General features: G+C 46.9%; 23 protein-coding genes. All 23 read left to right on the top strand.

Annotation, left to right across the window (positions count from 1 at the left end; genetic code table 11):
- Nucleotides 1–32: 32 nt before the first annotated feature.
- The 23 genes from ACIFO6_RS09270 to pnp all read left to right on the top strand — a co-directional run bounded on the left by ACIFO6_RS09270 (nucleotide 33) and on the right by pnp (nucleotide 25,952).
- The gene (locus ACIFO6_RS09270) at nucleotides 33–659 is read left to right on the top strand and encodes a DUF6115 domain-containing protein (protein ID WP_430040220.1); all 627 of its coding nucleotides are present in this window, start codon (nucleotides 33–35) and stop codon (nucleotides 657–659) included.
- Entirely contained in the window at nucleotides 656–1,303 is a 648-nt protein-coding gene (locus ACIFO6_RS09265) for an endolytic transglycosylase MltG (protein WP_430040216.1), read from the top strand. Before ACIFO6_RS09270 ends, ACIFO6_RS09265 begins: the two co-directional genes overlap by 4 nt.
- Before the next feature lie 258 nt (nucleotides 1,304–1,561).
- Nucleotides 1,562–2,260 (top strand): 30S ribosomal protein S2, encoded by a 699-nt coding sequence (rpsB, locus tag ACIFO6_RS09260; protein ID WP_013309916.1) that lies wholly within the window; start codon nucleotides 1,562–1,564, stop codon nucleotides 2,258–2,260.
- Between the two features lie 131 nt (nucleotides 2,261–2,391).
- A complete protein-coding gene (tsf, locus tag ACIFO6_RS09255; RefSeq protein ID WP_430040215.1) occupies nucleotides 2,392–3,042 on the top strand; it encodes a translation elongation factor Ts in 651 nt (216 codons plus the stop codon).
- A 121-nt stretch (nucleotides 3,043–3,163) separates the two neighbouring features.
- The gene (pyrH, locus tag ACIFO6_RS09250) at nucleotides 3,164–3,892 is read left to right on the top strand and encodes a UMP kinase (RefSeq protein ID WP_013309918.1); all 729 of its coding nucleotides are present in this window, start codon (nucleotides 3,164–3,166) and stop codon (nucleotides 3,890–3,892) included.
- Nucleotides 3,892–4,446: a ribosome recycling factor gene (gene frr, locus ACIFO6_RS09245; RefSeq protein ID WP_430040213.1), complete on the top strand. Its 555-nt coding sequence runs from the start codon at nucleotides 3,892–3,894 to the stop codon at nucleotides 4,444–4,446. The genes pyrH and frr overlap by 1 nt, the downstream gene beginning before the upstream one ends.
- An 84-nt stretch (nucleotides 4,447–4,530) precedes the next feature.
- Nucleotides 4,531–5,298 carry an isoprenyl transferase gene (locus ACIFO6_RS09240; protein ID WP_430040211.1) on the top strand — a complete coding sequence of 256 codons (768 nt, stop codon included), beginning with the start codon at nucleotides 4,531–4,533 and terminating at the stop codon, nucleotides 5,296–5,298.
- Between the two features lie 17 nt (nucleotides 5,299–5,315).
- The gene (locus tag ACIFO6_RS09235; RefSeq protein WP_430040209.1) at nucleotides 5,316–6,107 is read left to right on the top strand and encodes a phosphatidate cytidylyltransferase; all 792 of its coding nucleotides are present in this window, start codon (nucleotides 5,316–5,318) and stop codon (nucleotides 6,105–6,107) included.
- An 81-nt stretch (nucleotides 6,108–6,188) separates the two neighbouring features.
- Nucleotides 6,189–7,328, top strand: a complete 1,140-nt coding sequence (locus ACIFO6_RS09230; protein WP_430040207.1) for a 1-deoxy-D-xylulose-5-phosphate reductoisomerase — start codon at nucleotides 6,189–6,191, stop codon at nucleotides 7,326–7,328.
- 104 nt (nucleotides 7,329–7,432) lie between these two features.
- Nucleotides 7,433–8,704 carry an RIP metalloprotease RseP gene (gene rseP / locus ACIFO6_RS09225; protein WP_430040205.1) on the top strand — a complete coding sequence of 424 codons (1,272 nt, stop codon included), beginning with the start codon at nucleotides 7,433–7,435 and terminating at the stop codon, nucleotides 8,702–8,704.
- 50 nt (nucleotides 8,705–8,754) lie between these two features.
- Entirely contained in the window at nucleotides 8,755–10,203 is a 1,449-nt protein-coding gene (proS, locus tag ACIFO6_RS09220) for a proline--tRNA ligase (RefSeq protein ID WP_430040203.1), read from the top strand.
- A gap of 183 nt (nucleotides 10,204–10,386) precedes the next feature.
- Nucleotides 10,387–14,703 carry a PolC-type DNA polymerase III gene (locus tag ACIFO6_RS09215; protein WP_430040201.1) on the top strand — a complete coding sequence of 1,439 codons (4,317 nt, stop codon included), beginning with the start codon at nucleotides 10,387–10,389 and terminating at the stop codon, nucleotides 14,701–14,703.
- A 312-nt stretch (nucleotides 14,704–15,015) separates the two neighbouring features.
- On the top strand, nucleotides 15,016–15,477 hold the full coding sequence (rimP, locus tag ACIFO6_RS09210) for a ribosome maturation factor RimP (protein WP_014281118.1): 462 nt from the start codon (nucleotides 15,016–15,018) through the stop codon (nucleotides 15,475–15,477).
- A 102-nt stretch (nucleotides 15,478–15,579) separates the two neighbouring features.
- Complete coding sequence (gene nusA, locus ACIFO6_RS09205; protein ID WP_165147568.1) at nucleotides 15,580–16,677, top strand: transcription termination factor NusA; 1,098 nt, start codon at nucleotides 15,580–15,582, stop codon at nucleotides 16,675–16,677.
- Between the two features lie 23 nt (nucleotides 16,678–16,700).
- Nucleotides 16,701–17,009, top strand: coding sequence for an RNase P modulator RnpM (gene rnpM, locus ACIFO6_RS09200; protein WP_430040198.1), 309 nt, complete (start codon nucleotides 16,701–16,703; stop codon nucleotides 17,007–17,009).
- The gene (locus ACIFO6_RS09195; RefSeq protein ID WP_025720915.1) at nucleotides 17,002–17,325 is read left to right on the top strand and encodes a L7Ae/L30e/S12e/Gadd45 family ribosomal protein; all 324 of its coding nucleotides are present in this window, start codon (nucleotides 17,002–17,004) and stop codon (nucleotides 17,323–17,325) included. The genes rnpM and ACIFO6_RS09195 overlap by 8 nt, the downstream gene beginning before the upstream one ends.
- On the top strand, nucleotides 17,318–19,873 hold the full coding sequence (infB, locus tag ACIFO6_RS09190; protein ID WP_430040196.1) for a translation initiation factor IF-2: 2,556 nt from the start codon (nucleotides 17,318–17,320) through the stop codon (nucleotides 19,871–19,873). The genes ACIFO6_RS09195 and infB overlap by 8 nt, the downstream gene beginning before the upstream one ends.
- A 20-nt stretch (nucleotides 19,874–19,893) precedes the next feature.
- A complete protein-coding gene (gene rbfA / locus ACIFO6_RS09185; protein WP_014281122.1) occupies nucleotides 19,894–20,244 on the top strand; it encodes a 30S ribosome-binding factor RbfA in 351 nt (116 codons plus the stop codon).
- 52 nt (nucleotides 20,245–20,296) lie between these two features.
- A complete protein-coding gene (locus ACIFO6_RS09180) occupies nucleotides 20,297–21,274 on the top strand; it encodes a DHH family phosphoesterase (RefSeq protein WP_430040194.1) in 978 nt (325 codons plus the stop codon).
- Complete coding sequence (gene truB / locus ACIFO6_RS09175) at nucleotides 21,271–22,206, top strand: tRNA pseudouridine(55) synthase TruB (RefSeq protein ID WP_430040192.1); 936 nt, start codon at nucleotides 21,271–21,273, stop codon at nucleotides 22,204–22,206. The genes ACIFO6_RS09180 and truB overlap by 4 nt, the downstream gene beginning before the upstream one ends.
- 57 nt (nucleotides 22,207–22,263) lie before the next feature.
- The gene (locus tag ACIFO6_RS09170; RefSeq protein ID WP_430040190.1) at nucleotides 22,264–23,202 is read left to right on the top strand and encodes a bifunctional riboflavin kinase/FAD synthetase; all 939 of its coding nucleotides are present in this window, start codon (nucleotides 22,264–22,266) and stop codon (nucleotides 23,200–23,202) included.
- Nucleotides 23,203–23,334: 132 nt separating this feature from the next.
- Nucleotides 23,335–23,604 (top strand): 30S ribosomal protein S15, encoded by a 270-nt coding sequence (rpsO, locus tag ACIFO6_RS09165; protein ID WP_014281126.1) that lies wholly within the window; start codon nucleotides 23,335–23,337, stop codon nucleotides 23,602–23,604.
- Nucleotides 23,605–23,849: 245 nt separating this feature from the next.
- Nucleotides 23,850–25,952: a polyribonucleotide nucleotidyltransferase gene (pnp, locus tag ACIFO6_RS09160; protein WP_430040188.1), complete on the top strand. Its 2,103-nt coding sequence runs from the start codon at nucleotides 23,850–23,852 to the stop codon at nucleotides 25,950–25,952.
- Nucleotides 25,953–26,157 lie beyond the last annotated feature (205 nt).

The raw sequence follows: 26,157 nt of genomic DNA, 5'->3' as shown, positions 1-26,157 counted from the left end.
TGGAGAAGCGTTATAAAAGGAGACGATGGGCAGTGGATCAACCATGGATATATATTGTTCTGCTGGGCGCCGCAGCTGTTGTCTACGCCTGGCTGCTGCCGAAGCGGCAGCCAGGCAAGGGAACAGAAGAGGCCGTCGTTCAAAAGGTCGAGGCCACCTTGGAGCAATATATGGCCGATATTGAAAACGGCAATGATGAGCTGATAGAGCTTGTATCCGGCATAAAGCAGGAACATGCAGTTAAACAGGCCTCATTGCAAGAGCAAGTGGCTGAGCTTCGGAACCGAATTGTGGAGCTTGAACGCCAGGCTGCGATTGCTTCAGCATCTACACAGACAGTGCCTGGATCTGAGGTACTACTACATACAGGTACCCCACATCAGGCGGTGGCAGCTTATGGCCAGTTCCGCAATACGCAGACTGTTATTCCCATACAAGCAGAGCAGTCTGACAACTCTATTGTAGCTGTGGAAGACCAGACCCCGTTGCAAGAGGCTGAGCCTGTAGCTCAGCAGGAATCTATCCGTGAGCGTTATCAGGAACTGTTCGAGCTGTATGAGCAGGGCAAATCGGTGGATTACATTGCTAAGCAATCAGGCATCCAACGGGGCGAGGTACAGCTCATATTACAATTGGCGGAAAGGGAGGACCTGACGTGATCAAAAATCGTTCATTTATGCTGGGCATGGGCACCGGACTTATTACAGGCGCACTACTGCTGCAATTGGCGATGATCGGTCAGGGTCAATCGCAGCCGTCTTCAGCGGACCCGAAAAACATGACTCGTGAGCAATTGGAGGAGGCGGCAGCCGGACTGAATCTTCAAATTAGTGAGAGTTCTGATCCGAAGATGACAGAAAAGGAATGGCGTAACAAGGTGATCAAGGAAGGCAATAAAACACCGGTTGCCCCCAAAAAGGCAGAAGCGGCGCAAATTCCGTCGACACCAAAGACACCTGCCAGCAGAACGCCTTCGGCTACTTCTAAGCCTTCAGCAAGCACGTCCGCACTCCAAAGTTCGGATAAGCCGCAAACTAAAGGTTCGAGTGCTACGACTACTCCAGACACCCCTAAACAGCCATCCACTCCGCAAGTGCAATATAGCATTGTATCGGGAAGCAATCTGAGGAGTGTGGCATCTGGTTTGCAGAAGGCAGGCATCGTATCGGATGCCAGTGCGTTTGAGGCTGAGGCTAAGGCTCAAAAAATCAATACCAAAATACGTACCGGTACCTATGAGTTTGCCAAGGGTGAGGATTTTGGTTCTATTATTACTAAAATTACAAAGAAGCCGTCCAACTGACCGTGATCGGGAAAGTGGGCGGCTTTTATTTTTCTCTAGAAAGCTCTACAGGCGGGAATAATCAGTCACCTTTCGCGCTTATCTTGCTATTGTCGAAAAGTTGGTTGCAACGCTTCGGGTGTTATGGTATATTAAATAACGGTGTTAAAAACGCACGTCGATTAATTTTGTAAAGGGTGCTTTCCAAATAGAAAGTCTTTGCAAGAAATGATGTCGGCGGAGGACACACAAAAAACCAAACTTAGGAGGTGTGTGAAGATGGCAGTAATCTCCATGAAACAGCTTTTGGAAGCTGGGGTTCACTTTGGTCACCAAACACGTCGCTGGAACCCGAAAATGGATCGTTATATCTTCACTGAAAGAAACGGTATTTACATCATTGACTTGCAAAAGACAGTGAAAAAGGTTGAGGAAGCTTACAACTTCGTAAAAAGTATTGCAGCTGAGAATGGTACAATTCTGTTCGTAGGCACGAAGAAACAAGCACAAGATTCTGTTAAAGAAGAGGCAGCTCGCGCTGGTCAATTCTATATCAACCAACGTTGGTTGGGAGGTACGCTGACTAACTTCCAAACCATTCAAAAACGTATTGATCGTTTGAAACAATTGGAAGCTTGGGAAGAAGACGGTACATTCGCTGTACTTCCTAAAAAAGAAGTTATCATTCTCCGTAAAGAGAAAGATCGTCTTGAAAAATTCTTGGGCGGTATCAAAAACATGAAGGGCCTTCCAAGCGCTCTGTTCATCATTGATCCACGCAAAGAACGCATCGCTGTTGCTGAAGCTCGCAAATTGGGTATCCCAATCGTGGGTATCGTTGATACAAACTGCGATCCAGACGAAATTGACTATGTTATCCCAGGTAATGACGACGCTATCCGCGCTGTTAAATTGCTGACAGGTAAAATGGCTGATGCAGTTATGGAAGCAAACCAAGGCGAAGAAACTACAGCATAATATTTCCTTACGGAAATCCTATAAGAATTAAATGAAAAGGGTGGTTGGCAGGTGTATAACCTCTCACTACCCTTTTTTTAAGGAATAAAGCTTGTGTACACCACTGAAAATCAAATTTGGAGGGAAATAATATGGCAGTTAATGCTAGCGCGGTAAAAGAACTTCGTGAAAAAACAGGCGCAGGAATGCTGGATTGTAAAAAAGCGCTTGAAGAAGCAAACGGTGATTTGACAAAAGCAGTTGAAGTGCTGCGTGAAAAAGGACTTGCAGCTGCAGCGAACAAAGCAGGCCGTATTGCTACTGAAGGCGTTGTTGAATCCTACATCCATGCTGGCGGCCGTATCGGCGTACTGGTAGAAGTAAACTGCGAAACAGACTTCGTAGCTAAAACAGACCAGTTCAGAGAATTTGTGCGTGACATCGCTATGCATATCGCTGCATCAAACCCTCGTTATGTTCGTCGCGAAGAAGTGCCACAGGAAGAGATCGAAAAAGAAAAAGAAATCCTGAAAGCACAAGCTTTGAACGAAGGCAAACCAGAAAAAATCGTTGAGAAAATGGTTGAGGGCCGCATTGGTAAATTCTATGAAGAGTTCTGCCTGTTGGAGCAATCTTTCATTAAAGATCCAGACAAAACAATCTCCACAATCATCAACGAAAAAATCAGCACCATTGGCGAAAATATTTCCCTGCGTCGTTTTGTTCGTTTTGAACTGGGCGAAGGTTTGGAGAAAAAAGAAGACAACTTCTACGAAGAAGTTATGTCTCAAGTGAAACAATAATTACCAACGAACGGTAATTGCATACAGAAGAGCGAAGAATTGGAACACATCAGTGTTCCTTTTCTTGCAACAGGACATCTATCCTGTACATAAAATATAGTCGATATTGGAGGGTGATCATTTGGAAAAACCTGTGTTTAAGCGTGTTGTTCTGAAAGTCAGCGGAGAGTCGCTGTCAGGCCCGAACGGTTACGGTATTGATGCGGATACAATTGCGTCGATCGCCGAGCAGGTCAAGGACGTTGTCGAACTGGGAGTAGAAGTTGCTATCGTGTGCGGAGGCGGCAACATTTGGCGGGGTATTGCTGGAAGCGCCAACGGAATTGACCGGGCAACAGCCGATTACATGGGTATGCTGGCAACGGTGATGAACTCACTGGCACTGCAGGATGCTTTGGAACAAATTGAAGTTCCTACGCGTGTACAGACATCTATTGCGATGCAGCAAATTGCTGAGCCTTACATTCGTCGTAGAGCTATCCGCCATCTGGAAAAAGGCCGGGTTGTTATTTTTGCAGCAGGTACAGGGAATCCGTTCTTCTCTACCGATACTACGGCTGCCCTGCGTGCTGCCGAAATTGAGGCTGAAGTGATTCTGATGGCTAAAAATAAAGTGGACGGCGTGTATTCAGCTGATCCATTTAAAGACAGCACAGCCGAGAAGTATGAGCAACTTACGTATTTGGATGTGCTCAATAAAAATCTCGGTGTCATGGACTCTACGGCTTCCTCGCTGTGCATGGATAACAATATTCCGTTGATTGTCTTTGCTATTACAGAGCAAGGTAACATTAAACGTGTCGTGTTGGGTGAGAAAATTGGCACGATCGTCAAAGGGAGTGTAAATTAATGCCACAATCTGTGAAAAAGAGCGCTGAAGAGCGCATGCAAAAAGCCATTCAGTCGTTGCAACGTGACCTTGCATCTTTGCGCGCTGGTCGAGCGACACCAGGTCTACTGGATCGCGTTCAGGTTGAGTATTACGGTGCAATGACTCCGGTCAATCAGTTGGCTAATGTAAATACACCGGACAGCCGGACTCTAATGATTCAGCCTTGGGATAAATCCTCCCTGGCCGACATTGAGCGTGCTATCCAAAAATCTGATCTGGGTTTGACCCCTTCCAATGACGGAAACACCATTCGCCTGAGTATTCCTGCATTGACAGAAGAACGCAGAACGGATCTGGTGAAGCTGACGAAAAAGAACGGCGAAGAAGCGAAGGTCGCCATTCGTAACATTCGTCGCGATGCGAACGATGATATTAAAAAAATGGAGAAAACTGATATATCCGAGGATGAATCCCGTAAATATCAGGAAGAAATCCAGAAAACAACAGATAAATTCATCGCCGAAGTGGATAAAATTTTGGCTGCAAAAGAAAAAGAAATTATGGAAGTATAAGAGACTGATAGCCCCTCCCTTACGGTGGGGTTTGTCTCTTTTCAAGCCAGAGGCACATTTTCAGAGAATGCTGGAGGAACTGGAATGATCAAATGGGTTCGGTCTTGGTGGAACGGGGAACAAAAACAGCAAACACCGGCCATATCAAAAGACAATATTCCGCAGCATGTTGCTGTTATTATGGATGGGAACGGCAGATGGGCCAAACGGATTGGAATGCCGCGAATTGTAGGGCATCAAAATGGAATGAAGGCAGTGAAGCGCACAGCGATTGCTGCAGATGAACTAGGCATTAAATATTTGACCTTATTTGCTTTTTCAACTGAAAATTGGTCGCGTCCTAAGGATGAAGTCGATTTTTTGATGCGGCTCCCGCAAGAGTTTCTGGCTATTGAGCTTGATGAGCTGATTGAAAAAAATGTACAAGTGCGTATGATGGGAAATAAGGAGCATTTGCCATCTCATACCGTTGATGCGTTGACTGAAGCGACTCGGCGAACCGAAAATAATACCGGACTTGTTCTTAATTTTGCATTAAATTATGGAAGCCGGCTAGAAATCACTGAATGTATGCAAGCGTTGGGTCGTGAAATTGAGGATGGGAAGCTTACATCCGGAGATATTACGCCTGAACTGATTGAGAATTCTTTGCTCTCAAGTGGTATGCCGGACCCTGACCTGCTGATTCGAACAAGTGGTGAGCTAAGACTCAGCAATTTTATGCTATGGCAACTTGCTTACAGTGAGCTATGGTTTACTGATATTTATTGGCCTGAGTTTAAGAAAGAGCATTTATACGAAGCAGTAGTCGAATATCAGCGAAGATCACGGCGGTACGGCGGATTGAAGTAAATGGAGGATGAAAGCCGTTGAGACAGAGATTGATTACCGGTATTGTGGCAGGCGTATTTTTTTTGGCGATGGTCCTGTGGGGCGGTTTAGCCTACCATTTGCTCATTTTGGCTATGGCCCTAATCGGATTCTATGAATTCGCGCGAATGACCAGGGTATCTCCTTTCGGCGGTACAGCGTTAGTTGGCTATGCAGGAATATTAGCTTTTGTATTTCCTTATCAGCCCTTGGGTCTGCACTCACCATTACCGTCTATAAGTCTGCTTTGGCTGCTGATGATTATTTTTATGATCATTACGGTGGGAACGAAAAATAAAATCACAATTCAAACGGTGTCCATACTATTTCTCGGTACCGTTTATATAGGCTTTGGATTTTCGTATATGGCGGAATCACGCCATATGGAACATGGGCTTTTATGGACTTTTTTGTTGCTGGCTTGCATTTGGGCAAGTGATGCAGGGGCTTATTTTGTAGGCAAAATGGCGGGGAAGACAAAGCTATGGCCTGCGATTAGTCCAAACAAAACAGTCGAAGGATCTATTGGCGGGATTGTTTTAGCGTTAGCTACAGCACTGGTATTTGCCGGATTGTCAGAATGGCTGCTGCCGTGGGACAAAGCTTTCGCTATCGGTTTATCTTGTGCAGTTGTAGGTCAACTGGGCGACTTAGTGCAATCTGCGTACAAGCGGGTGTACAACATTAAAGATTCGGGTAATCTGCTGCCAGGGCATGGTGGTATATTAGACCGCTGCGACAGCTGGATTGTCGTTTTTCCAATTGTACATATGCTGATGCTGCTTCCATGATCCTTACCTGGTGGTTACAGTTTATGTTAGGTTAAAGTTAGCCACAGAGTAACGGTTATTTTCAAGATAGGAAGGTGCTTCATGAAAAGAATTACGGTACTCGGCTCAACCGGGTCTATTGGAACACAGACGCTGGATGTCGTATCTATGCACCCGGATCAGTTTGCCGTAGAGGCTTTAGCAGGTGGCTCAAATATAAAGTTGCTTGCTGAGCAGGCGCATCTATACCAACCCAAGAAGGTATCCGTCGGCACCAAGCAACTGGCGGAGGAAATCCGTCCTTTGTTGCCTTCCGGAATGGAACTGCATTGGGGGAATGAAGGACTCGTCGAGCTGGCTGCGAATACAGATGCAGATATGGTTGTGACAGCTGTAATGGGCAGTGTCGGATTGCACTCCACGCTGGCCGCGATTGAGGCTGGAAAACAGATCGGTTTGGCCAATAAGGAAACACTGGTTACCGCCGGTCATCTGGTCACAGAACGGGCTCGGGCGAAAGGAGTGCCGTTGCTGCCGATTGACAGTGAGCATTCGGCTATTTTCCAATGCTTAAATGGTGAGCGTATGAAAGATGTAGCACATATTACTCTCACGGCATCGGGTGGTTCTTTTCGTGATTTGACAAGGGAGCAGCTTCTGGAGGTTACGGTAGAAGATGCATTGAAGCACCCCAATTGGTCGATGGGTGCCAAAATTACGATTGATTCGGCAACGATGGTAAACAAAGGGCTAGAGGTCATTGAGGCGCACTGGTTGTTTGGACTTGATTATGAGCAGATTCACGTACTATTGCATCCTGAAAGCATCATTCATTCTTATGTAGAATTTGTGGATACCAGTATTGTCGCCCAACTGGGCAACCCTGACATGAGAGTTCCTATTCAATACGCTTTAACCTATCCTAAACGGATGAAGTCTCCGGCCAAGCCGCTGTCACTGGCTGAGGTGGGTCAGCTCCATTTTAAGGAAATGGACTTTAATCGTTTTCCTTGTTTAAGGCTTGCCTTTGAATGTGGTAAAATGGGTGGTACAGCACCAACTGCATTTAATGCGGCTAATGAGATTGCTGTTGCCCGTTTTCTGCGTGGAGAAATTTCTTTTCTGCATATTGAAGCCGTTATTGAGCGTGTATTGGAGCGGCATGTCAATGTCACTAACCCTGATCTGGCTGCGATCGAAGCCTGTGACCGTGAGGTTCGCAGCGTAGCTGCCGGGATATAAGCTGAATTTGGGTTCGAGAAGCGAATTGCGATTCTCTTGTGTGGGATCGGAGAATAATGATAATCTAGGAAGACAAACTCTCATTGAAAGGGGAACGGAAACGATTGGAAACGATTCGAATAGTTTTGATGACGGTGCTCATGTTTTTCGTCATAGTGACGGTGCATGAATGGGGGCATTATTATTTTGCCAAACGCGCCGGGATCCTGGTACGGGAGTTTGCGATCGGTTTCGGCCCGAAACTGTTTTCTTATAAAAGAAACGAGACGCGATTTACACTACGTTTGCTGCCGTTCGGTGGTTTTGCACGCATGGCAGGAGAAGATCCGGAAATCAATGAAATTGAAGCAGGACAAACAATTGCTGTACGCGTAACGGACGGTATGGTCAAAACCATTTATTTGGACCAATTGGATAACCGCAAAAATGTGGTGCGCGGCGAAGTGCAGCACATTGATCTGGAGCAGGCACTAACTGTAAAATTGGATGTGGATGGCGAAGAACAGCAATATACGGTGCATCCGCAAGCGATGATGGTAACCAAAGGGCAATCCATCCAGATTGCGCCTAAGGATCGACAGTATGGCAGCAAAACAGTAGGACAGCGTGCGATGGCTATTTTTGCTGGACCGCTGATGAATTTTATCCTTGCCTTTGTTCTGTTTGGTCTGCATATCCAAATGGTCGGCGTACAAGTGGACAACCCAATTTATGTTCAGATTAATGACATTACAGCGGGTATGCCTGCTGCTGAAGCTGATTTGCATAAGGGTGATATCATTGAATCGGTGAACGGGGTTGCGATTGGTGCAAACGTTGAAAATATGATCAAACTGATTGCCGATTCCCAAGACAAGCCGATGAAATGGGTTGTTCGTCGGGATAACAAAACTTTTGATCTGACGATTACACCTCGTGCAATGGAAGGACAAAAGGGGGGGAAAGTGGGCATCGTGCCTGAACTTCCGACACGGCAAGCAGGAGTCGGGGAAACGTTTAAATTTGCTGGACAGTCCATGGTACGAACGACCGATATCATTTTCCAGGGGTTTAGTCAGCTTATCCAACGTTTCTCCATTAATGATCTGGGAGGCCCGGTACGTACTTTTGAAGTGACAGGACAAATTGCCAAGCAGGGCATTGAGCAGCTTACGTATTGGACAGCTATAATGAGTCTTTATTTGGGGATATTTAATCTGTTGCCAATTCCGGCGCTGGATGGAAGCAGACTTGTTTTCCTCGGTGTAGAGGCAGTAAGAGGACGTCCAGTTGACCCGAGTAGGGAAGGTATGGTCCATTTCGTTGGTTTCGCCATGTTGTTCCTGCTCATGATTGCGGTCACCTATAATGATATTTTACGATTAATTAATGGTTAATTAGAGACGGACTTTTATAAAAGGGTCTGTATGGGAGGACATGCGTTTCTATGTCGAACGATAAACAGTTTGTCGAGGAAATTACGCCACAGAGCGAAGATTTTTCCCGATGGTATATTGATGTTATTAAAAAAGCTGAACTGATGGATTACTCCCCGGTTCGCGGATGTATTGTGTTCCGTCCCGACGGTTTTGAAATTTGGGAGCATATCAAGGAAGCCATGGATGTGCGTTTCAAAGAAACAGGTCATCGCAATGCCTATTTCCCGATGTTTATTCCCGAGAGTTTTTTCCAAAAGGAAAAAGAGCATGTCGAAGGGTTTAACCCTGAGCTTCCTTGGGTAACCGAGGCTGGCGGGGAAAAATTGGAGGAGCGCCTTGCAATCCGTCCAACTTCAGAGACAATGATCGGTCATATGTACTCCAAATGGATTCAATCCTATCGTGATCTGCCAGTGCTTATCAACCAATGGGCCAACGTGGTTCGTTGGGAAAAACGCACGCTTCCTTTCTTGCGTACGAGTGAGTTTTTGTGGCAGGAAGGTCATACTGCTCATGAAAATGAGGAAGAAGCACGCGAAGAAACGATGAAAATGCTGGAAGTATACCGCGAGGTTATCGAGGAAGTACTGGCTATCCCAGTTATTACCGGACAAAAAACGCCTTCTGAAAAATTTGCAGGTGCGAAGGATACTTTCTCACTGGAAGCGATGATGAAGGATGGGCGTGCGGTGCAGGCGGGAACTTCCCACTACATGGGAACCAATTTTGCCGTTGCTTTTGATATTAAATACTTGAGCCGGGACAATAACCTGGAATACGCTCATACCACTTCATGGGGAACAAGCACGCGTCTGATTGGTGCGCTGATTATGGTTCATGGGGATGACCGTGGTTTGGCTTTGCCTCCTAAGGTTGCGCCTACACAGGTCATTATGGTGCCTATCGGGCCGCCTAAGAAGCGTGAAGCAGTGATTGCCCGTGCAGATGAACTGTTCGCTGAACTGAAACAGGTGGGCGTACGTGTGAAAATGGACGATCGCAGTGATGTGAGTCCAGGTTGGAAGTTTAACGAATATGAAATGCGCGGTGTACCGGTGCGTCTGGAAATCGGACCTCGTGATATGGAAAATGGCGTTTGCGTGCTCGTATCCCGTATCAGTGGCGAGAAAAAGATTGTACAGCAGGATAACCTTGTTGAGGAAGTCCATGCGATGCTGGCACAGGTACAGCAGGAAATGTTTGATCGTGCCAAGAGCTTTATGGATGAAAACTTCTATTCCGTAGATACGCTGGATGAAATGAAGGCGCTTATGGAAGAGAAACGCGGCTTTACTTTGGCAGGCTGGTGCGGATCTGAAGAATGTGAAGACAAGGTCAAAGAAGTGACAGGCGCTACAAGCCGTAATATACCTTTTAAAACTACCGAGCAAAAGACCACATGCCTGTGCTGCGGCAAATCAGCCAAGCATACTGTAGTGTTCGCACGGGCGTATTAATAAAGAAGTAAAGCTATACCACTATACTCACTTCGTTCTCTCCGCTAACGAGCATAATTGTAAGAGGTTGCTGTGGTGGAGGATTGAGGGGGGCTACGAAAAGCTTTTGCGGTCGGAGATGTTTTAGACGCAGAAGCTTTTCATGTTTTCAGAATTGTAGATTTGGAAAACGGGGGGAGAGCCATGGGCGGAGCTGAAGAAAAGAGAAAACGGCTGGAACTGCTGATGAAGCAGGTAGTGATGCCGGAGGGAGTGGTGGAACCTTATTTCCTGGACGGTTGGATTGAGCAGGTGGAAATAAGCCGTACCAATAAGGATTGGAATATTATCCTCGCTAAGGAAACGCTGGTTCCCGCTCAGGTATATCGGGCCTTCTGTATTCAGGTACAGGAGAAAATGAACCACATCGCTAAAATCACCTTTCGGTTTCGGTATAATGAGCAGGTTCAGTCTGCGGATATCATCAGTGAATACTGGAAGCTTTTTCTGGAATGGGTGCACCGTGAAATCCCATCCGTGAACGGCTGGATGAACCGGGCTGTACATGAGTGGGAAGACGGCCTGTTATTGCTGACGATGAGCGATAGCATGTCACTGGAGCTGGCACGCAAAAAGCAGATTGACCAAGCAATCATCAAATTCTACGATAAATATTTTGGTCTCTCGATGCGCATTAAAATCCAGGTGGGTGAAAGTAACCAAGAGGCCTTGCAGCAGTTCCAGGAGAAAAAGATGCAGGAAGAACGTGAAGTTATTCAGCAGATGATGGAAAGCATGGAATCAGAAATGCCGCCTCTGGATGAAGAGGAAGGAGATGTACGGCTTCAATTTGGCTATGACATCAAGGAGCCGCCTGTTCCGATGCAAGACATTCAGGATGAAGAGAAGAAAGTCACGTTGCAGGGAACGATTTTTGGTCTCGATAGTAAAGAGCTGCGAAATGGAAGTACATTGTTCACCTATTATTTGACTGATTTTAGTGACTCGCTGCAAATGAAAATGTTTGCCAAAACAAAAGAAGATCTAAAAATTCTCAGCTTGCTGGCTAACGGAAAATGGGTTAAGGTCCGTGGCCGCGTCGAATATGATCGGTTTATGCAAATTCCTGAGCTGGTTATGATTCCTTCTGATCTGGTAGAGGTGCAGGCTCCTCCTTCCCGTAAAGATAATGCAGACGAAAAACGGGTTGAGTTTCACCTTCACACAAAGATGAGCGCGATGGATGCTGTAAGCTCTATTGACCAGTATGTTAAAACAGCCGCCAAGTGGGGGCACAAGGCGATTGCGGTCACTGATCATGGTGGAGTGCAATGTTATCCCGATGCCGCTAAGGCTGCCAAGAAAAACGGAATTAAAATGATTTACGGTATCGAGGCCAATGTGGTCAACGATGCGGTTGAGGTTGTAATGCAGGCACAGCCGCTTAATTTGAAAACAGCGACTTATGTCGTTTTTGATATTGAAACCACCGGGCTATCAGTTACACAAAATAGAATTATTGAAATTGCCGCTGTTAAAATGCATGAGGGTAAAGAAATAGACCGTTATGCCACCTTTGTAAATCCGCATGAGCGTATACCCTACAATATCCAGCAACTGACCAACATTAACGATGAAATGGTCAAGGATGCACCGGATGTGGAGCCTGTTATGAAGGAGTTCGTTGCTTTTGCTGGCGATGCTGTGCTGGTTGCCCATAATGCGCGATTTGATGTCGGTTTTATCCAGGCTACTCTTAGGAATATGGGATTGCCTGAGATGACGAACCCGGTACTGGATACACTGGAATTGGCCCGTTTGCTGTTTCCAACGATGAAAAATCATCGTCTGAACACATTGACCACCAAATACAAGGTTGCGCTCGAAAGCCATCACCGGGCCATTGATGATACAGTTGCGCTAACTGAAGTGCTGAATGGACTTTTGAATGATGCGGAACAAATTAAAGGTATGAAAATGCTCGACCGCTTGAATGACTATGTGGGTAAGGATTTATCGACCGTTCGTCCTTTCCATTGCTGTATTTATGCGCTGAATCCGATTGGCAAAAAAAATCTGTACAAGCTGGTTTCAATGTCACATACTGAATATTTTAAGCGTGTCCCTTGTATCCCTAAATCAAAATTGTCAGAGATGAGAGACGGGCTGCTTATTATTTCAGGTTGTGAAAAGGGTGAGTTTTTCGAGGCTGTGCTGAACAAGTCGGAGGAGGAAGCCGAGGAAATTGCACAGTTTTATGATGTGCTGGAGATCCAACCTTTAACCATGTACATGCATCTGGTGGAAAAACAACTGGTAAGTGGCCCTGATGCTCTGAAAACGGCAGTTCGTAAAGTATGCGAAATTGGGCGGCGGCTCGATAAGCCCGTTATTGCTACAGGCAATGTTCACTATTTGGAAACGCGTGATAAGCTGTACCGTGATATCACGATACATGGAATTACTGGTTTTAGCCCGTTAAAAGATATCCGAAAACCGGATGCGCATTTTCGCACGACAGACGAAATGCTGGCAGAATTCGAGTTTCTGGGCGAGGAGAAAGCCTATGAAGTCGTTGTGAAGAATACCAGCGAGCTGGCGGAGCGGTTTGAGGAACTGGAGCTGTTCCCTGACAAGCTGTTCACGCCTTTGCTGGATGGGGCAGACGAGGAAATCCGCAATACCTGCTACGAAACGGCTAAATCCATTTATGGTGAGGAATTACCCGAGGTGGTCGTAGCCCGTCTTGAAAAAGAACTGGAGCCGATTATTAAATATGGTTTCTCTGCCAACTATCTCATTTCCGAGCGACTGGTTAAAAAGTCCAATCAGGATGGATACCTGGTAGGTTCGCGGGGTTCTGTTGGATCTTCTGTGGTCGCTACCTTTCTTGGTATTTCCGAAGTTAATCCACTGCCTGCACATTATATTTGCGGTAATCCTGAATGCAGATTTAGCGAATGGATTTTGGATGGCAGCGTGCCGAGCGGATTTGACTTGCCTGACAAAAACTGTCCGAAATGCGGTGGCAAGCTGAAGGGTGAGGGGCAGGATATTCCGTTTGAAACGTTCCTAGGGTTTAAGGGGGATAAAGTTCCCGATATTGACTTGAACTTCTCCGGGGAATATCAGCCAGTGGCACATAACTATACGAAAGTACTGTTTGGTGAGAAAAGCGTATTCCGTGCTGGAACCATCGGTACGGTTGCAGAAAAAACGGCCTTCGGTTTTACGAAGAAATATGAAGAGGCGCATCATAAAAAATGGCGTGGGGCCGAATTAAACAGGCTGGCTTCCGGCTGTACGGGCGTTAAACGCAGCACCGGACAGCATCCGGGCGGGATTGTCGTCGTTCCAGATTATATTGAGGTCGAGGACATTACGCCAGTACAATTCCCGGCTGATGATACAAGCTCAGAATGGAAAACAACGCATTTTGATTATCATGCTTTTGATGCAAATTTACTCAAGCTCGATATTCTGGGCCACGATGATCCCACCATGATGAGGATGCTTCAGGATTTGACTGGGGTTGACCCAACGACGATTCCGATGAATGATCCGAAGGTTATGAGTATGTTCAATTCCACGGAGGCGCTTGGTGTAACGCCGCAGCAGATCCGTACTCCAGTCGCAACCTATGGTGTACCCGAGATGGGAACCAAGTTTGTACGTCAAATGCTAGTGGAATCACAGCCGAGTTCTTTTGCCGATTTGCTGCAAATATCGGGTCTGTCCCATGGGACGGGCGTATGGTTGGGGAACGCGCAGGATTTGATCAAAAACAATACCTGCAACATCAAGACCGTAATCGGTTGCCGGGATGATATCATGTTATTCCTGATTTATAAGGCGGGGATGGATGCAGGTCTGGCCTTTAAAATTACGGAGAGCGTGCGTAAAGGTAAGGGGCTTAGTGCGGAATGGATCGAGGAAATGAAAAAATGCAAGGTGCCACAATGGTACATTGATTCCTGCCTCAAGATCCAGTACATGTTTCCAAAGGCGCATGCCGCAGCCTATGTTATTTCAGCAGTGCGGACCGCCTATTTCAAACTGTATCATCCGATTGAATATTATGCGACCTATTTCTCGGTACGCGCCGCCGATTTTGATATTGAACTGTGTTGTCAGGGGTATGATGCCATTGCACGGAAAATTGTCGAAATCGAGCAGCTCGGTTTTCAGGCTCCACCAAAGGAAAAAGGAATGCTTCCGATCCTGGAAATGGCGCTGGAAATGACGGCTCGCGGCTTCAGTTTCAAGACGATTGATTTGTACCGTTCCGAGGCTACTCGCTTCAAGGTAGACGGAGATTCACTCATTCCTCCGTTCGGAGCGCTTCAGGGGATTGGGGAAAACGCGGCACGTAACATCGCAGCCTCCCGTGAACAGGGTGAATTTTTGTCTGTCGAGGATTTTCAGCAAAAGTCGAAGGCTAGTAAAACGATTGTCGAAATGCTGTCCCAGATGGGCTGTTTCCGTGGACTGCCAGAGAGTAATCAACTGTCTCTTTTTTAATTGAAATCCCGTTAGTCAAGCTCTAGCACTTGTCACATAACTACGGTTATGTTATAATTTTTTTGGTAATCATGGAGATAAAACCGTTGCTTAAAGAGTGGGGAAACCCACTCTTTACTGTTTGATATACAGTTACAACGTAAAAAGACGATTTTTGGGCAGAAACCGGTACACCGGTTTATTTGCAGTGAGCCCAAAATAAACATTACATCAAATGAAAATGGAAAATGCCGGTGATGGAGAAGCATTGTCCATGGCAATGGGGCGTCTCTTTTTCACCACAGGAAAGTTTACTTTTGGAGGTTATAATCTTTGAGCACACCAAAGATCAAGTCAGTAGTAGAAGAAATGGCCCAACCTTACCTCGATGAGCATGGTTTTGAACTGGTTGATGTCGAGTATGTCAAAGAGGGCAGCAATTGGTTTCTTCGCGTTTTTGTAGACAAAGACGGGGGAATTGATCTGGACGACTGTAGTATGATCAGTGAATACCTGGGTCAAAAGCTGGACGAAAATGACCCTGTTTCTACAGCGTATTTTCTGGAAGTGTCTTCACCAGGCGCTGAAAGACCGCTGAAAAAAGCGGAAGACGTAACCAAAGCGGTAGGCAAAAATGTATTCGTTACTACATACGAGCCGATCAACGGCCTGAAGGAATTTGAAGGTCGTTTGCTCTCTTTTGAAGATGGGGAACTTACCGTTCAGAGCGGACAAAAGAAGCATGCTATACCTTATGACAAGGTGGCTGGAGCTAGGCTCGCGATCATATTTTAATTCGGATTTGACCGTTGCTGTTTGACATGTACTTCATGTTTTTTTTGCCTCGTGTGCCGACCAGGACGCAGGTGCATCATTTGAAAGGGGGAGCAGTAATCCATGAGTATGGATTTTATTGAAGCAATGAACGAGTTGGAACGGGAAAAGGGGATCAGCAAGGATGTGCTGTTTGAGGCCATTGAAGCAGCCTTGATTTCCAGCTACAAACGGAATTTCAACACCGCACAAAACGTGCGTGTCGATATGAACCGCAACTCGGGTGTTATTAAGGTATATGCGCGCAAGCTGATCGTTGAGGAGGTATTGGATCCTCGCACCGAGATTTCGCTGCCAGCGGCTCGTGAGATTAACCCGCATTTTCAGCTGGAGGATATTGCTGAGATTGAAGTTACTCCTCGTGATTTTGGACGCATTGCCGCACAAACAGCGAAGCAGGTCGTAACCCAACGTATTCGTGAAGCAGAGCGCGGATTGATCTACAACAAGTTTGTGGACAAGGAAGAGGATATTGTAACAGGGACCGTACAACGTCAGGACCCGCGTAATATTTATATTGACCTGGGTAAGGTGGAGGCGGTTCTCCCGTTGGGCGAGTTGATGCCTAATGAGAAATTCAGCCATTTGGACCGGATTAAGGCTTATATTACCAAGGTAGAGAATACGACCAAAGGGCCGCAAATCATGTTGTCCCGCTCACATCCAGGTCTGCTTAAGCGTTTGTTCGAACTCGAGGTGCCGGAAATTTTTGACGGTGTCGTTGAGATTCGTTCTGTAGCGCGTGAAGCAGGCTTCCGTTCTAAAATCGCAGTTCATTCCCGCAATGTCGAGGTAGATCCGGTCGGTTCTTGTGTAGGACCGAGAGGAACGCGGGTGCAGACGATTGTGAATGAGTTGCGTGGTGAAAAAATCGACATTGTGCGTTATTCCGATAATGTTGACGAGTATGTGGCTAATGCACTGAGCCCGTCCAAGGTGCTTGAGGTGCAGGTGTTTGAAGAAGAAAAAATGGCGCGTGTCATCGTGCCGGATTATCAGCTTTCTCTGGCCATTGGTATCAAAGGGCAAAATGCCCGCCTTGCTGCCAAGCTTACTGGCTGGAAAATTGATATCAAGAGCGAAACGCAGGCGGAGGAAGAACTCGGTAGACCGAGAACATCCACCGATGAAATGCATCAGGATTCCGTTTCTGTAGATTAAACGGAGTGTAGGGGGATTAATGCATGAAACAAAGAAAGATACCTTTGCGCAAGTGTGTGGCCTGTCATGAAATGATGCCTAAGAAGCAGTTGATCCGTGTCGTCAAAACCCCTGAAGACGAAGTGCTGATTGACTTGACTGGCAAAAAGTCGGGACGCGGTGCTTACTTGTGCGGCAAAGCCGCCTGCTTCAAGCTTGCTCAAAAAAGCAAGGCACTGGATCGGGCATTGAAGCACTCGGTTCATTCTGATATTTATGAGCAGCTAAGTCGTGATTTTGCTGCCGTCGAGGAAGAATTCCTGGCGGCACAAGGCAGCGTGCAGGATGAATAAGGCGCTGTCTGGATTGGGCCTTGCCATGAGAGCTGGCAAGCTGCTAACAGGTGATGAGATCGTTTTTAAAGCGATCAGGTCTTCAGAAGCCAAGCTGGTCATTCTTGCGAAAGATGCTTCAATGAATACTCAAAAGAAATTCCGCGACAAATGCGGGACGTACAAAATCCCCTTATTGATAGGATTTGACCGGGAAAGCTTGGGAAGCAGCATCGGCAAGCCTGAACGGGTTGTGCTGGCTGTGACGGATCAAGGATTCGCGAAATTGATCAAGAAACATGCGGGGATAATGTCGGAGGTGGAGTATATTGAGTAAACAAGAAAGCAAAGACAAAGTTCGGGTATACGAATACGCCAAATCGTTGAACATGAGCAGCAAAGAAATTATCACCATTCTTAAACGGCTGGATATTCCCGTGAACAACCATATGAGCGTCATGGAACACGATGCTGTGGGTAAAGTGGAAAGTTTTTTTAAGGATATTAAATCCAATGCTGCGGCCAAGCAAGGCGGAGCAGGCACGGCGCAAGTAAGCTCGAACCAGGCCGGTTCAAGTCAGAATAGTGATCAATCAACTGAGCAAACCAAAAATCAACAGGAAAAGCAGGTAAGTATGAATAGGACAAACAACAACCAAAACAGTAACCGAAGCAGCGCTCCAAAAGCGCAAGGCAGTCAACAGGGCGGTCAAAACCGCAGTCAGAGTACAAGTAGACCAAGTGGACAGCAAGGTAGCCAGAATCGTAGTGGCGGCCAGCAACAGGGAGGACAACAGCGCCCGAGCACTAACACGGCTTCGCGTCCTCAAGGTAGCCAAAGCACTAACTCTCGTCCACAAGGGAGCAATCAAGGTGGTACGGCAGTAAGAACGGCTTCATCCACGGGAAGTAGCAATGCGAATCGTAGCGGTGGTGGCAATCGTACAGGCAGCAACTCCAATAATGGCGGTAATCGTTCTGGTCAAGGTCGTTTTGACGATAACCGTCAAGGAGGAGGACGCGGCGGTAACGGTGGTCGTGGTGGCAATAACCGCGGTGGTAGCAATCGTGGTGGGAAATTCAATAATCGTGGCAGAGGTCAACAACAGGAGCGCCGCGAGAAAATCGACAACACGCCTAAGAAAATCATTGTGCGTGGTGAGATGACAGTAGGCGAAACAGCGAAGCTTCTCCACAAGGATGCATCGGAAGTTATCAAAAAGCTGATCACGCTTGGAACGATGGCGACCATTAACCAGGAACTGGATATGGATACTATCCTTCTGCTTGCCGGAGATTTTGGTGTAGAAGTAGAAGTGAAAATTCCGGTCGAAGAGGATCGCTTTGAAACAGTGGAAGAAAACGATGATCCAGACCTACTGAAAGCACGTCCTCCCGTTGTTACGATTATGGGTCACGTCGATCATGGTAAAACAACATTGTTGGATGCTATTCGCTCCACTAATGTAACGGGTGGCGAAGCTGGTGGTATTACACAGCATATCGGTGCGTACCAAGTTGAAATCAACAGCAAAAAAATCACTTTCCTGGATACACCAGGTCACGAAGCGTTTACGGCAATGCGTGCCCGTGGTGCTCAAGTTACGGATATGACGATCATTGTTGTTGCAGCTGATGACGGTGTTATGCCACAGACAGTTGAAGCCATCAACCATGCGAAGGCAGCTGGTCTGCCGATCATCGTGGCTGTGAATAAGATCGACAAGCCGGATGCGAATCCGGATAAAGTAAAGCAAGAATTGACTGAGTATGAATTGGTTCCTGAAGAGTGGGGCGGCGATACGATCTTTGTCAACGTTTCTGCGAAACAGAGAATGGGTCTTGAGGATCTGCTCGAAATGATTCTGCTCGTAGCTGAAGTAAATGAATACAAAGCGAACCCGGATAAACGGGCACGTGGTACGATCATTGAAGCTGAACTGGACAAAGGTCGCGGTTCCGTAGCTCGTATCCTCGTTCAGAATGGTACGCTGAAAGTCGGCGATGCTTTCGTAGCAGGTAACTGTTTCGGACGTGTACGTGCCATGGTCAATGACAAAGGCCGCCGTCTCAAGGAAGCTGGTCCTTCCACACCAGTTGAAATCACTGGTTTGACAGAAGTTCCACTTGCTGGCGATCCGTTCATGGTGTTCGAGGATGAGCGCAAAGCTCGTGCAATCGCTGACAGACGTTCGATTACGCAACGTCAGTCCGATCTGGGCAGCAACACCCGCGTAACGTTGGATGACCTGTTCCAGCACATCAAGGATGGCGAGATGAAAGATCTGAACGTCATTATCAAGGGTGATGTGCAAGGTTCCGTCGAAGCGCTGAAAGGTTCCTTGAACAAGATTGAAGTTGAAGGTGTACGCGTTAAAATTCTTCACAGCGGTGCAGGTGCAATTACCGAATCCGATATTATTTTGGCTGCGGCTTCCAATGCCATTGTGATTGGTTTTAACGTTCGTCCTGATAATCAGGCCAAATCTACAGCTGAAGCAGAAAAAGTGGATATTCGTCTGCACCGCGTCATTTACAATGTCATTGAAGAAATCGAGCAAGCTATGAAAGGCATGCTGGATCCTGAATATAAAGAAAATGTGATTGGGCATGCTGAAGTTCGTAACGTGTTTAAGGTCACTAAGGTCGGTACGATTGCCGGTTGTATGGTAACGTCCGGTAAAATTGCCCGTTCAGCAGAAGCGCGTCTGATACGTGATGGCATTGTTATTTTTGAAGGTAAAATCGACTCACTGAAACGCTTTAAGGACGACGCAAAAGAAGTTGCCCAAGGTTACGAATGCGGTATTACCCTTGATGGCTATAATGATGTTAAGGAACTCGACATTATTGAAGCGTTCGTCATGGAAACAGTGGAGCGCTAACGGCAGAGAGGTGAGCATCCATGGCTAAAATACGTACAGGTCGGGTTGGCGAGCAGATTAAGAAAGAGCTGAGCCAACTCATCCAAACTGAATTAAAAGATCCCCGTATCGGTTTTATTACGGTAACAGGTGTCGATCTGACAAACGATTTGTCCCAAGCGAAAATTTACTTGAGCGTGCTTGGGGATGAGGAGCAAAAAACTTCTTCCCTGAAAGCATTGGACAAAGCGAACGGTTATCTTCGTTCCGAACTTGGCAAACGGATACGGCTGCGCCATATTCCTGAGCTGATTTTCAAAATTGACGAATCTATCGCTTATGGCAGCCGGATTGAAAAGCTGCTAAGTGATATCGATAAGGATGAAAAATAGCAAGAGCTAGTTTATCCGAAGGAACCATGAACTGAATGTAAAGGAGACGGCAATGCATACCTATGAACAGGCGCTTCAACAAGCGAAGGAATTTATTCTGGAGCATGATGATTACCTGATCGTATCGCATGTACAGCCGGACGGAGACGCAGTCAGCTCCACCGTAACGGTGGGCTGGCTTCTCTCATGTCTGGGGAAGAAATTTACCATGCTGAATGAGGGAGCTATCCCCAAACGCATGGATTTTTTATGGCATGCCGATGAGATTATGGATATGAGCCAGCAACCGCCGGAACGGAAATACAACCGGATTATTTGTGTGGATTGTGCAGATTTTCGTCGTGTTGGTCTAACAGAGCAGTTTTTTGCGGAAGATGCCATCATTTTGAATATTGATCATCATCCGACGAATGATGCGTATGGAACAGTTAATGTGATTAAGTCGGATGCTGCGGCAACGGCAGAAATTCTTTTTGATCTACTGGAAAAGTTTGCGATCAACTGGGACGTTGAAGTGGCGACGGCTGTATATACCGGACTGCTGACGGACACAGGAGGCTTCAGGTATTCGAACACTTCGCCTAAAGTCATGTCTACAGTGTCACAGCTGCTTGCCTATGGTGTAGACGGTCCCTATCTATCCGAGATCCTGCTGGAAGAAATGACATTCCCGCAAATGAAGGTCCTGACCAAAGCATTGCAAACGCTCGAGACTTCGGAGGATGGTAAAATCGCCTGGGTGGTTGTAACCCCTGACGATATGAAGGAATGCGGAGCTGTTAATGAGGATTTGGAAGGTATCGTCAATTATCCGAGAAATATTCGTGGCGTTGAAGTAGGCATTTTCTTTAAAGTGACTAGTGATCAAGCGGTCAAAGCCAGTCTGAGATCGGCAGGTAACGTTAACGTAGCTGCGCTTGCTCAATCGTTTGGGGGCGGGGGACACGTACGTGCTGCAGGTTGTCGTCTGGAGGGTAAGCTGGAGGATATTATTGAGGTCGTTGTAGGGCGGGTGAAGGCCGAGCTATGAAACCGATGAAGCAGGAACAAGCAACTTGGGAAGGCGTGCTACCCGTCTATAAACCCGCTGGATTCACCTCTCATGATGTGGTGGCCAAGACTCGCCGTTTGCTGGGAATGAAGCGAATCGGACATACCGGAACACTTGATCCTCAGGTGACGGGCGTGCTGCCATTGTGTCTGGGACGTGCTACCCGGGTAGTTGAATACATGCAGGAGCTACCTAAGGAATACCATGCAACATTACGCTTGGGACTTGCCACGGATACAGAGGACCTTACGGGTAGGATTACCGAGAAGTGTGACCATCCAGTAGAGGTAACAGAAGAGGAAGCCAAAGCGGTTCTGGAACGTTTTGTCGGTACGATTTCCCAAGTGCCGCCAATGTACTCGGCCCTCAAAGTGGATGGCAAACGTCTATACGAGCTGGCCCGAGAAGGCAAGACCGTAGAGCGTAAAAGCCGTGAAGTGACTATTTACGAGCTGGAAATGACGGGATTCGCGGAGACGGGATCATATGTGGATATTTCTTTTCGTGCATTATGCTCCAAAGGAACTTATATCCGTACGCTCTGCGTCGATATCGGCCGCGAATTGGGATATCCTTCGACGATGGTCAAGCTGGAACGAACCATGTCTGCGGGGATTCCTGGGGATCGTTGTTTAACATTCGAAGAAATTGAACGCTACGTAGCGGATGGCAGCCTGGGTGAGCGGCTTATTGCCACTGATGAGGCCATTGACTATATGCCTGATCATACGGTGACCGAAGTGAAGGTCGCTGCCGCTCTCCAAGGTCAGCGCTTGTCGCTGAGCATGATTTCTCCGCCTGTGACGGACAGCCAGCCATTCCGGTTGTATAAAGAGGATCGAACGTTTTTGGGCGTATATGGACGGGATGAATCAGGGGCTATCGCGCCAATTAAAGTTTTTTTACCTTGAATTGTGCTATAATTTTGACGAAGTTAGTCAAATGATGTGAAATGCAGGTGAAATAATATGATTACCGTATCGTTATCTTATCCATTGAGCGATGAGCTTTTGCACCAATGGGGACGTTCACAGGTCACGGCGATCGGTCAGTTCGACGGTCTTCATCTCGGACACGCAAGTGTCATACGCAAGGCTGTCGAGCTGGCTCGGGAACAGGAAGTGCCGGTATCTGTTATGACATTTCATCCTCACCCAAAGGAAGTCATGAAAAAAGGCGACTATGAAGGCTATTTGACCCCGCTTGTGGACAAGCAGGATATCTTGGCCGATATGGGTGTGGACGTACTTTATATTTTGAGATTTGACGAGGACTTTTCCAAAGTCAGCCCTGAGGCGTTCATCACGGACATCTTGCTTCCACTGCAAATTCAAACGGCAGTAGTGGGCTTTGATTTCCGGTTTGGCTACCGGGGAGTCGGACATGAGCATACACTTCGGGAACTGGGAGGAGAACGTATGTCCGTCCACACCGTACCGCCATTCGAGCTGGATGGGGAAAAAGTGAGCAGCTCCAGCATCCGCCGTGCCTTGCAGACAGGGGATTTAACGCATGCCTCTCGCTGGCTGGGACGCTCTTACCACATTCGGGGCACCGTAGTGGATGGAGAGAAGCGTGGACGCACCATTGGCTTCCCAACAGCCAATCTCAAGCTGGATGATACTTACGTAATTCCAGTCAAGGGCGTATATGCTGTACGGGCATTGGTGGGTGAGTGTTGGAGAAGCGGGGTAATGAATGTAGGGGTTAAGCCTACTTTTCATGAAGGTGTGCTGAATCCGTCGTTTGAGGTTCATCTGTTTGATTTTGACCAGCAGATTTATGGCGAGCCTGTGCTGGTTGAGCTTCATCATTATATCCGTCCTGAACGCAAATTCTCTTCAGTGGACGAGCTGATTACCCAGATCGGCAACGACGCACAAACGGCTAAAAAGCTGTTAGGCTAATTTATTTACATAAGACAGGCGCTGTGTTATACTGACTTATGTTGTGTAAACAACGATGAACCTTGGCTTGGTTGTCCGCTTTCACCAGCGACTACGAGGCTAATGGCGATTATAATGAAGGAGGTGAACAGGATGGCATTGACTCAAGAGCGTAAACAGCAATTGATCGAGGAGTACAAAACTCATGAATCCGATACAGGATCTGCAGAGGTACAAATCGCTATCCTTACTGAAAACATCGTTAACTTGCAAAGCCACTTTCGTTCGCATAAGAAAGACCATCACTCCCGCCGCGGGTTGTTGAAAATGGTCGGTCAGCGTCGTAAACTTTTGGCTTACCTGAAGAAGACTGATGTTAGACGTTACAGTGCGTTGATCGAGCGTCTCGGACTGCGTCGTTAATTTTCAGACATGTAATGAGAAAAGAAGCCTGGTTGTTCACCGCTTGTCCCTGCTAAGGCGACGGCGGACAGCAGCCGGGTTCTTTTTTGAAGTAAGGAATTTTTTTGACGTACAGATCCTTTAGAAGTGCGAGTCTAGTAAGGTTCTGGTGCTTATAATGCATAGGGCTTCTTATGAATCAGGCCTGTCTAGGAAATACTGGATATGTATAGAACTTTTACTATGGAATGAAATGGAGGGATACCATGGAGCAACGTGTGGAAATGCAGCTCGGCGGAAGAAAGCTGGTGCTGGAAACAGGACGTCTTGCGAAACAGGCCAATGCCGCAGTTAAAGTAAGCTATGGCGAAACGGTTGTTCTCTGTACCGTGACCGCTTCCAATGCGCCGAAAGATTTGGACTTTTTTCCGCTGACGGTGAATTATGAAGAAAGATTATATGCTGTGGGGAAAATCCCAGGCGGATTTATTAAACGGGAAGGACGCCCAAGTCAAAAAGCGATTTTGTCCAGCCGCCTGACAGACCGTCCGATTCGCCCATTGTTCCCGGAAGGCTTCCGGAATGATGTACAGGTATTAAACCTCGTGATGAGTGTCGATCAGGATTGTGAGCCGGAAATTGCAGCGATGATCGGAACCTCGGCAGCGCTTAGTATTTCGGACGTGCCTTTTAACGGACCGATTGGCGGAGTTGCTGTAGGTCGTGTGGACGGACAATTCGTGATTAACCCGGACATTGCGCAGCAGGATGCAAGCGATCTGTACCTGGTTGTAGCCGGAACAAAAGATGCTATCATGATGGTAGAAGCGGAAGGTAACGAAATTCCGGAAGAAGTCATGCTGGAAGCTATCATGTTTGGCCATGACGAGATCAAGAACATTGTGGCAGTCATTGAGCAACTGGTTCAAGTGGCAGGTAAAGAGAAAATGCAGGTTAAACTGCATGCTGTCGATGAAAAAGTGAACAGCGAAGTTCGTGCTTATGCAGCTGAACGTTTGGTGGAAGCCGTCAAAATTGTAGAAAAACATGCCCGTCAAGAGGCGATTGATGCTGCCAACGAAGAGACGGTTGCACATTTTGAAGCACAATACATAGAGACGCCTGAGCTTTTGAAAGACGTGAGCGAAGTTCTCTATGATATCGTTAAAGAAGAAGTCCGTCGTCTGATTACGCATGATAAAGTGCGTCCTGACGGTCGTAAGCTTGACGAAATTCGTCCGATCGAAAGCGATACGAGCATTTTGCCGCGTACGCATGGCTCGGGCTTGTTCACACGCGGTCAAACGCAAGCGCTTAGCGTTTGTACACTTGGCGCATTGGGTGATGTGCAAATTTTGGACGGTATTGATCTGGAAGAAACGAAGCGTTTCATGCATCATTACAATTTCCCTCCATTCAGTGTAGGCGAGGCTCGTCCTTTGCGTGCACCGGGTCGTCGTGAAATTGGACATGGTGCTCTTGGTGAGCGTGCGCTTTCCAAAGTCATTCCTTCAGAAACAGAATTTCCATATACGATTCGTCTTGTTTCCGAGGTGCTGGAATCGAATGGCTCGACTTCCCAGGCTAGTATCTGCGCAAGCACACTGGCTATGATGGATGCGGGTGTACCGATCAAGGCTCCGGTTGCAGGTGTAGCGATGGGATTGATCAAGGACGGGGAGCATGTTTCCGTGTTGACCGATATCCAGGGTATGGAAGATCACTTGGGCGACATGGACTTTAAAGTGGCTGGTACAGCAGAAGGCGTAACTGCTATTCAAATGGATATCAAAATTAACGGTATTGATCGTAACATTTTGCAGGACGCACTCAATCAAGCTAGAGAAGGACGTCTGTTCATTCTTAGCAAAATGATGGAAGCCATCCAGACGCCGCGTGAGCAATTGTCACAGTATGCGCCGAAAATTATGACGATGCACATTAACCCGGATAAAATCCGGGATGTTATTGGTGCGGGTGGTAAAATCATTAACAAAATCATCGAAGAAACCGGCGTAAAAATTGATATCGAACAAGATGGTCGTGTATTCATCGCTTCCACAAACCAAGAGATGAATGAAAAGGCACGTTCCATTATTGAAGGTATCGTGAAAGAAGTCGTGATCGGAGAGATTTACATTGGCACAGTGAAGCGGATTGAAAAATTCGGTGCATTCGTCGAAATTTTACCGGGCAAGGACGGTCTGGTTCATATTTCCCAACTGTCTACTGAACGTGTAGCCAAAGTTGAGGATGTAGTTGCTATTGGAGATACGATTACGGTGAAAGTAACCGAAATTGATCAACAAGGCCGTGTCAATTTATCCCGCAAAGCGGTTCTGACGGCTGAAGATCCTGCAAAATCCTAATACCTGCGTACAGCGGATCACTATAACAGGAGTGTTGTTCGTTTTTACAGAATATTTGATATTTGAATAGCATCTTTTAAGCTTTTGGAAAGAGGCAGAGCTACGTTTCTGGCTCTTTTTTCATACATATGCATTAGCAGTGTCGAAGTGGGCTTTCAGGGGCCTGCTACGTCATAGTTCTTGTCCTCCCCGCATACAATGTGGA

The organism is Paenibacillus sp. NRS-1781 (assembly GCF_050467745.1).
Lineage (GTDB): Bacteria > Bacillota > Bacilli > Paenibacillales > Paenibacillaceae > Paenibacillus > Paenibacillus terrae_A.
The sequence above is the reverse complement of the archived record's forward strand: the minus strand, read 5'-3'. Positions and strand labels throughout refer to the sequence as shown.

Excerpts from the sequence above, each read along its gene's own strand:
- rpsB (WP_013309916.1), top strand. The coding sequence starts at position 1,562 with ATGGCAGTAATCTCCATGAAACAGCTTTTGGAAGCTGGGGTTCACTTT.
- tsf (WP_430040215.1), top strand. The coding sequence starts at position 2,392 with ATGGCAGTTAATGCTAGCGCGGTAAAAGAACTTCGTGAAAAAACAGGC.
- frr (WP_430040213.1), top strand. The coding sequence starts at position 3,892 with ATGCCACAATCTGTGAAAAAGAGCGCTGAAGAGCGCATGCAAAAAGCC.
- ACIFO6_RS09240 (WP_430040211.1), top strand. The coding sequence starts at position 4,531 with ATGATCAAATGGGTTCGGTCTTGGTGGAACGGGGAACAAAAACAGCAA.
- ACIFO6_RS09230 (WP_430040207.1), top strand. The coding sequence starts at position 6,189 with ATGAAAAGAATTACGGTACTCGGCTCAACCGGGTCTATTGGAACACAG.
- proS (WP_430040203.1), top strand. The coding sequence starts at position 8,755 with ATGTCGAACGATAAACAGTTTGTCGAGGAAATTACGCCACAGAGCGAA.
- ACIFO6_RS09215 (WP_430040201.1), top strand. The coding sequence starts at position 10,387 with ATGGGCGGAGCTGAAGAAAAGAGAAAACGGCTGGAACTGCTGATGAAG.
- nusA (WP_165147568.1), top strand. The coding sequence starts at position 15,580 with ATGAGTATGGATTTTATTGAAGCAATGAACGAGTTGGAACGGGAAAAG.
- rnpM (WP_430040198.1), top strand. The coding sequence starts at position 16,701 with ATGAAACAAAGAAAGATACCTTTGCGCAAGTGTGTGGCCTGTCATGAA.
- ACIFO6_RS09195 (WP_025720915.1), top strand. The coding sequence starts at position 17,002 with ATGAATAAGGCGCTGTCTGGATTGGGCCTTGCCATGAGAGCTGGCAAG.
- rbfA (WP_014281122.1), top strand. The coding sequence starts at position 19,894 with ATGGCTAAAATACGTACAGGTCGGGTTGGCGAGCAGATTAAGAAAGAG.
- ACIFO6_RS09180 (WP_430040194.1), top strand. The coding sequence starts at position 20,297 with ATGCATACCTATGAACAGGCGCTTCAACAAGCGAAGGAATTTATTCTG.
- truB (WP_430040192.1), top strand. The coding sequence starts at position 21,271 with ATGAAACCGATGAAGCAGGAACAAGCAACTTGGGAAGGCGTGCTACCC.
- ACIFO6_RS09170 (WP_430040190.1), top strand. The coding sequence starts at position 22,264 with ATGATTACCGTATCGTTATCTTATCCATTGAGCGATGAGCTTTTGCAC.
- rpsO (WP_014281126.1), top strand. The coding sequence starts at position 23,335 with ATGGCATTGACTCAAGAGCGTAAACAGCAATTGATCGAGGAGTACAAA.
- pnp (WP_430040188.1), top strand. The coding sequence starts at position 23,850 with ATGGAGCAACGTGTGGAAATGCAGCTCGGCGGAAGAAAGCTGGTGCTG.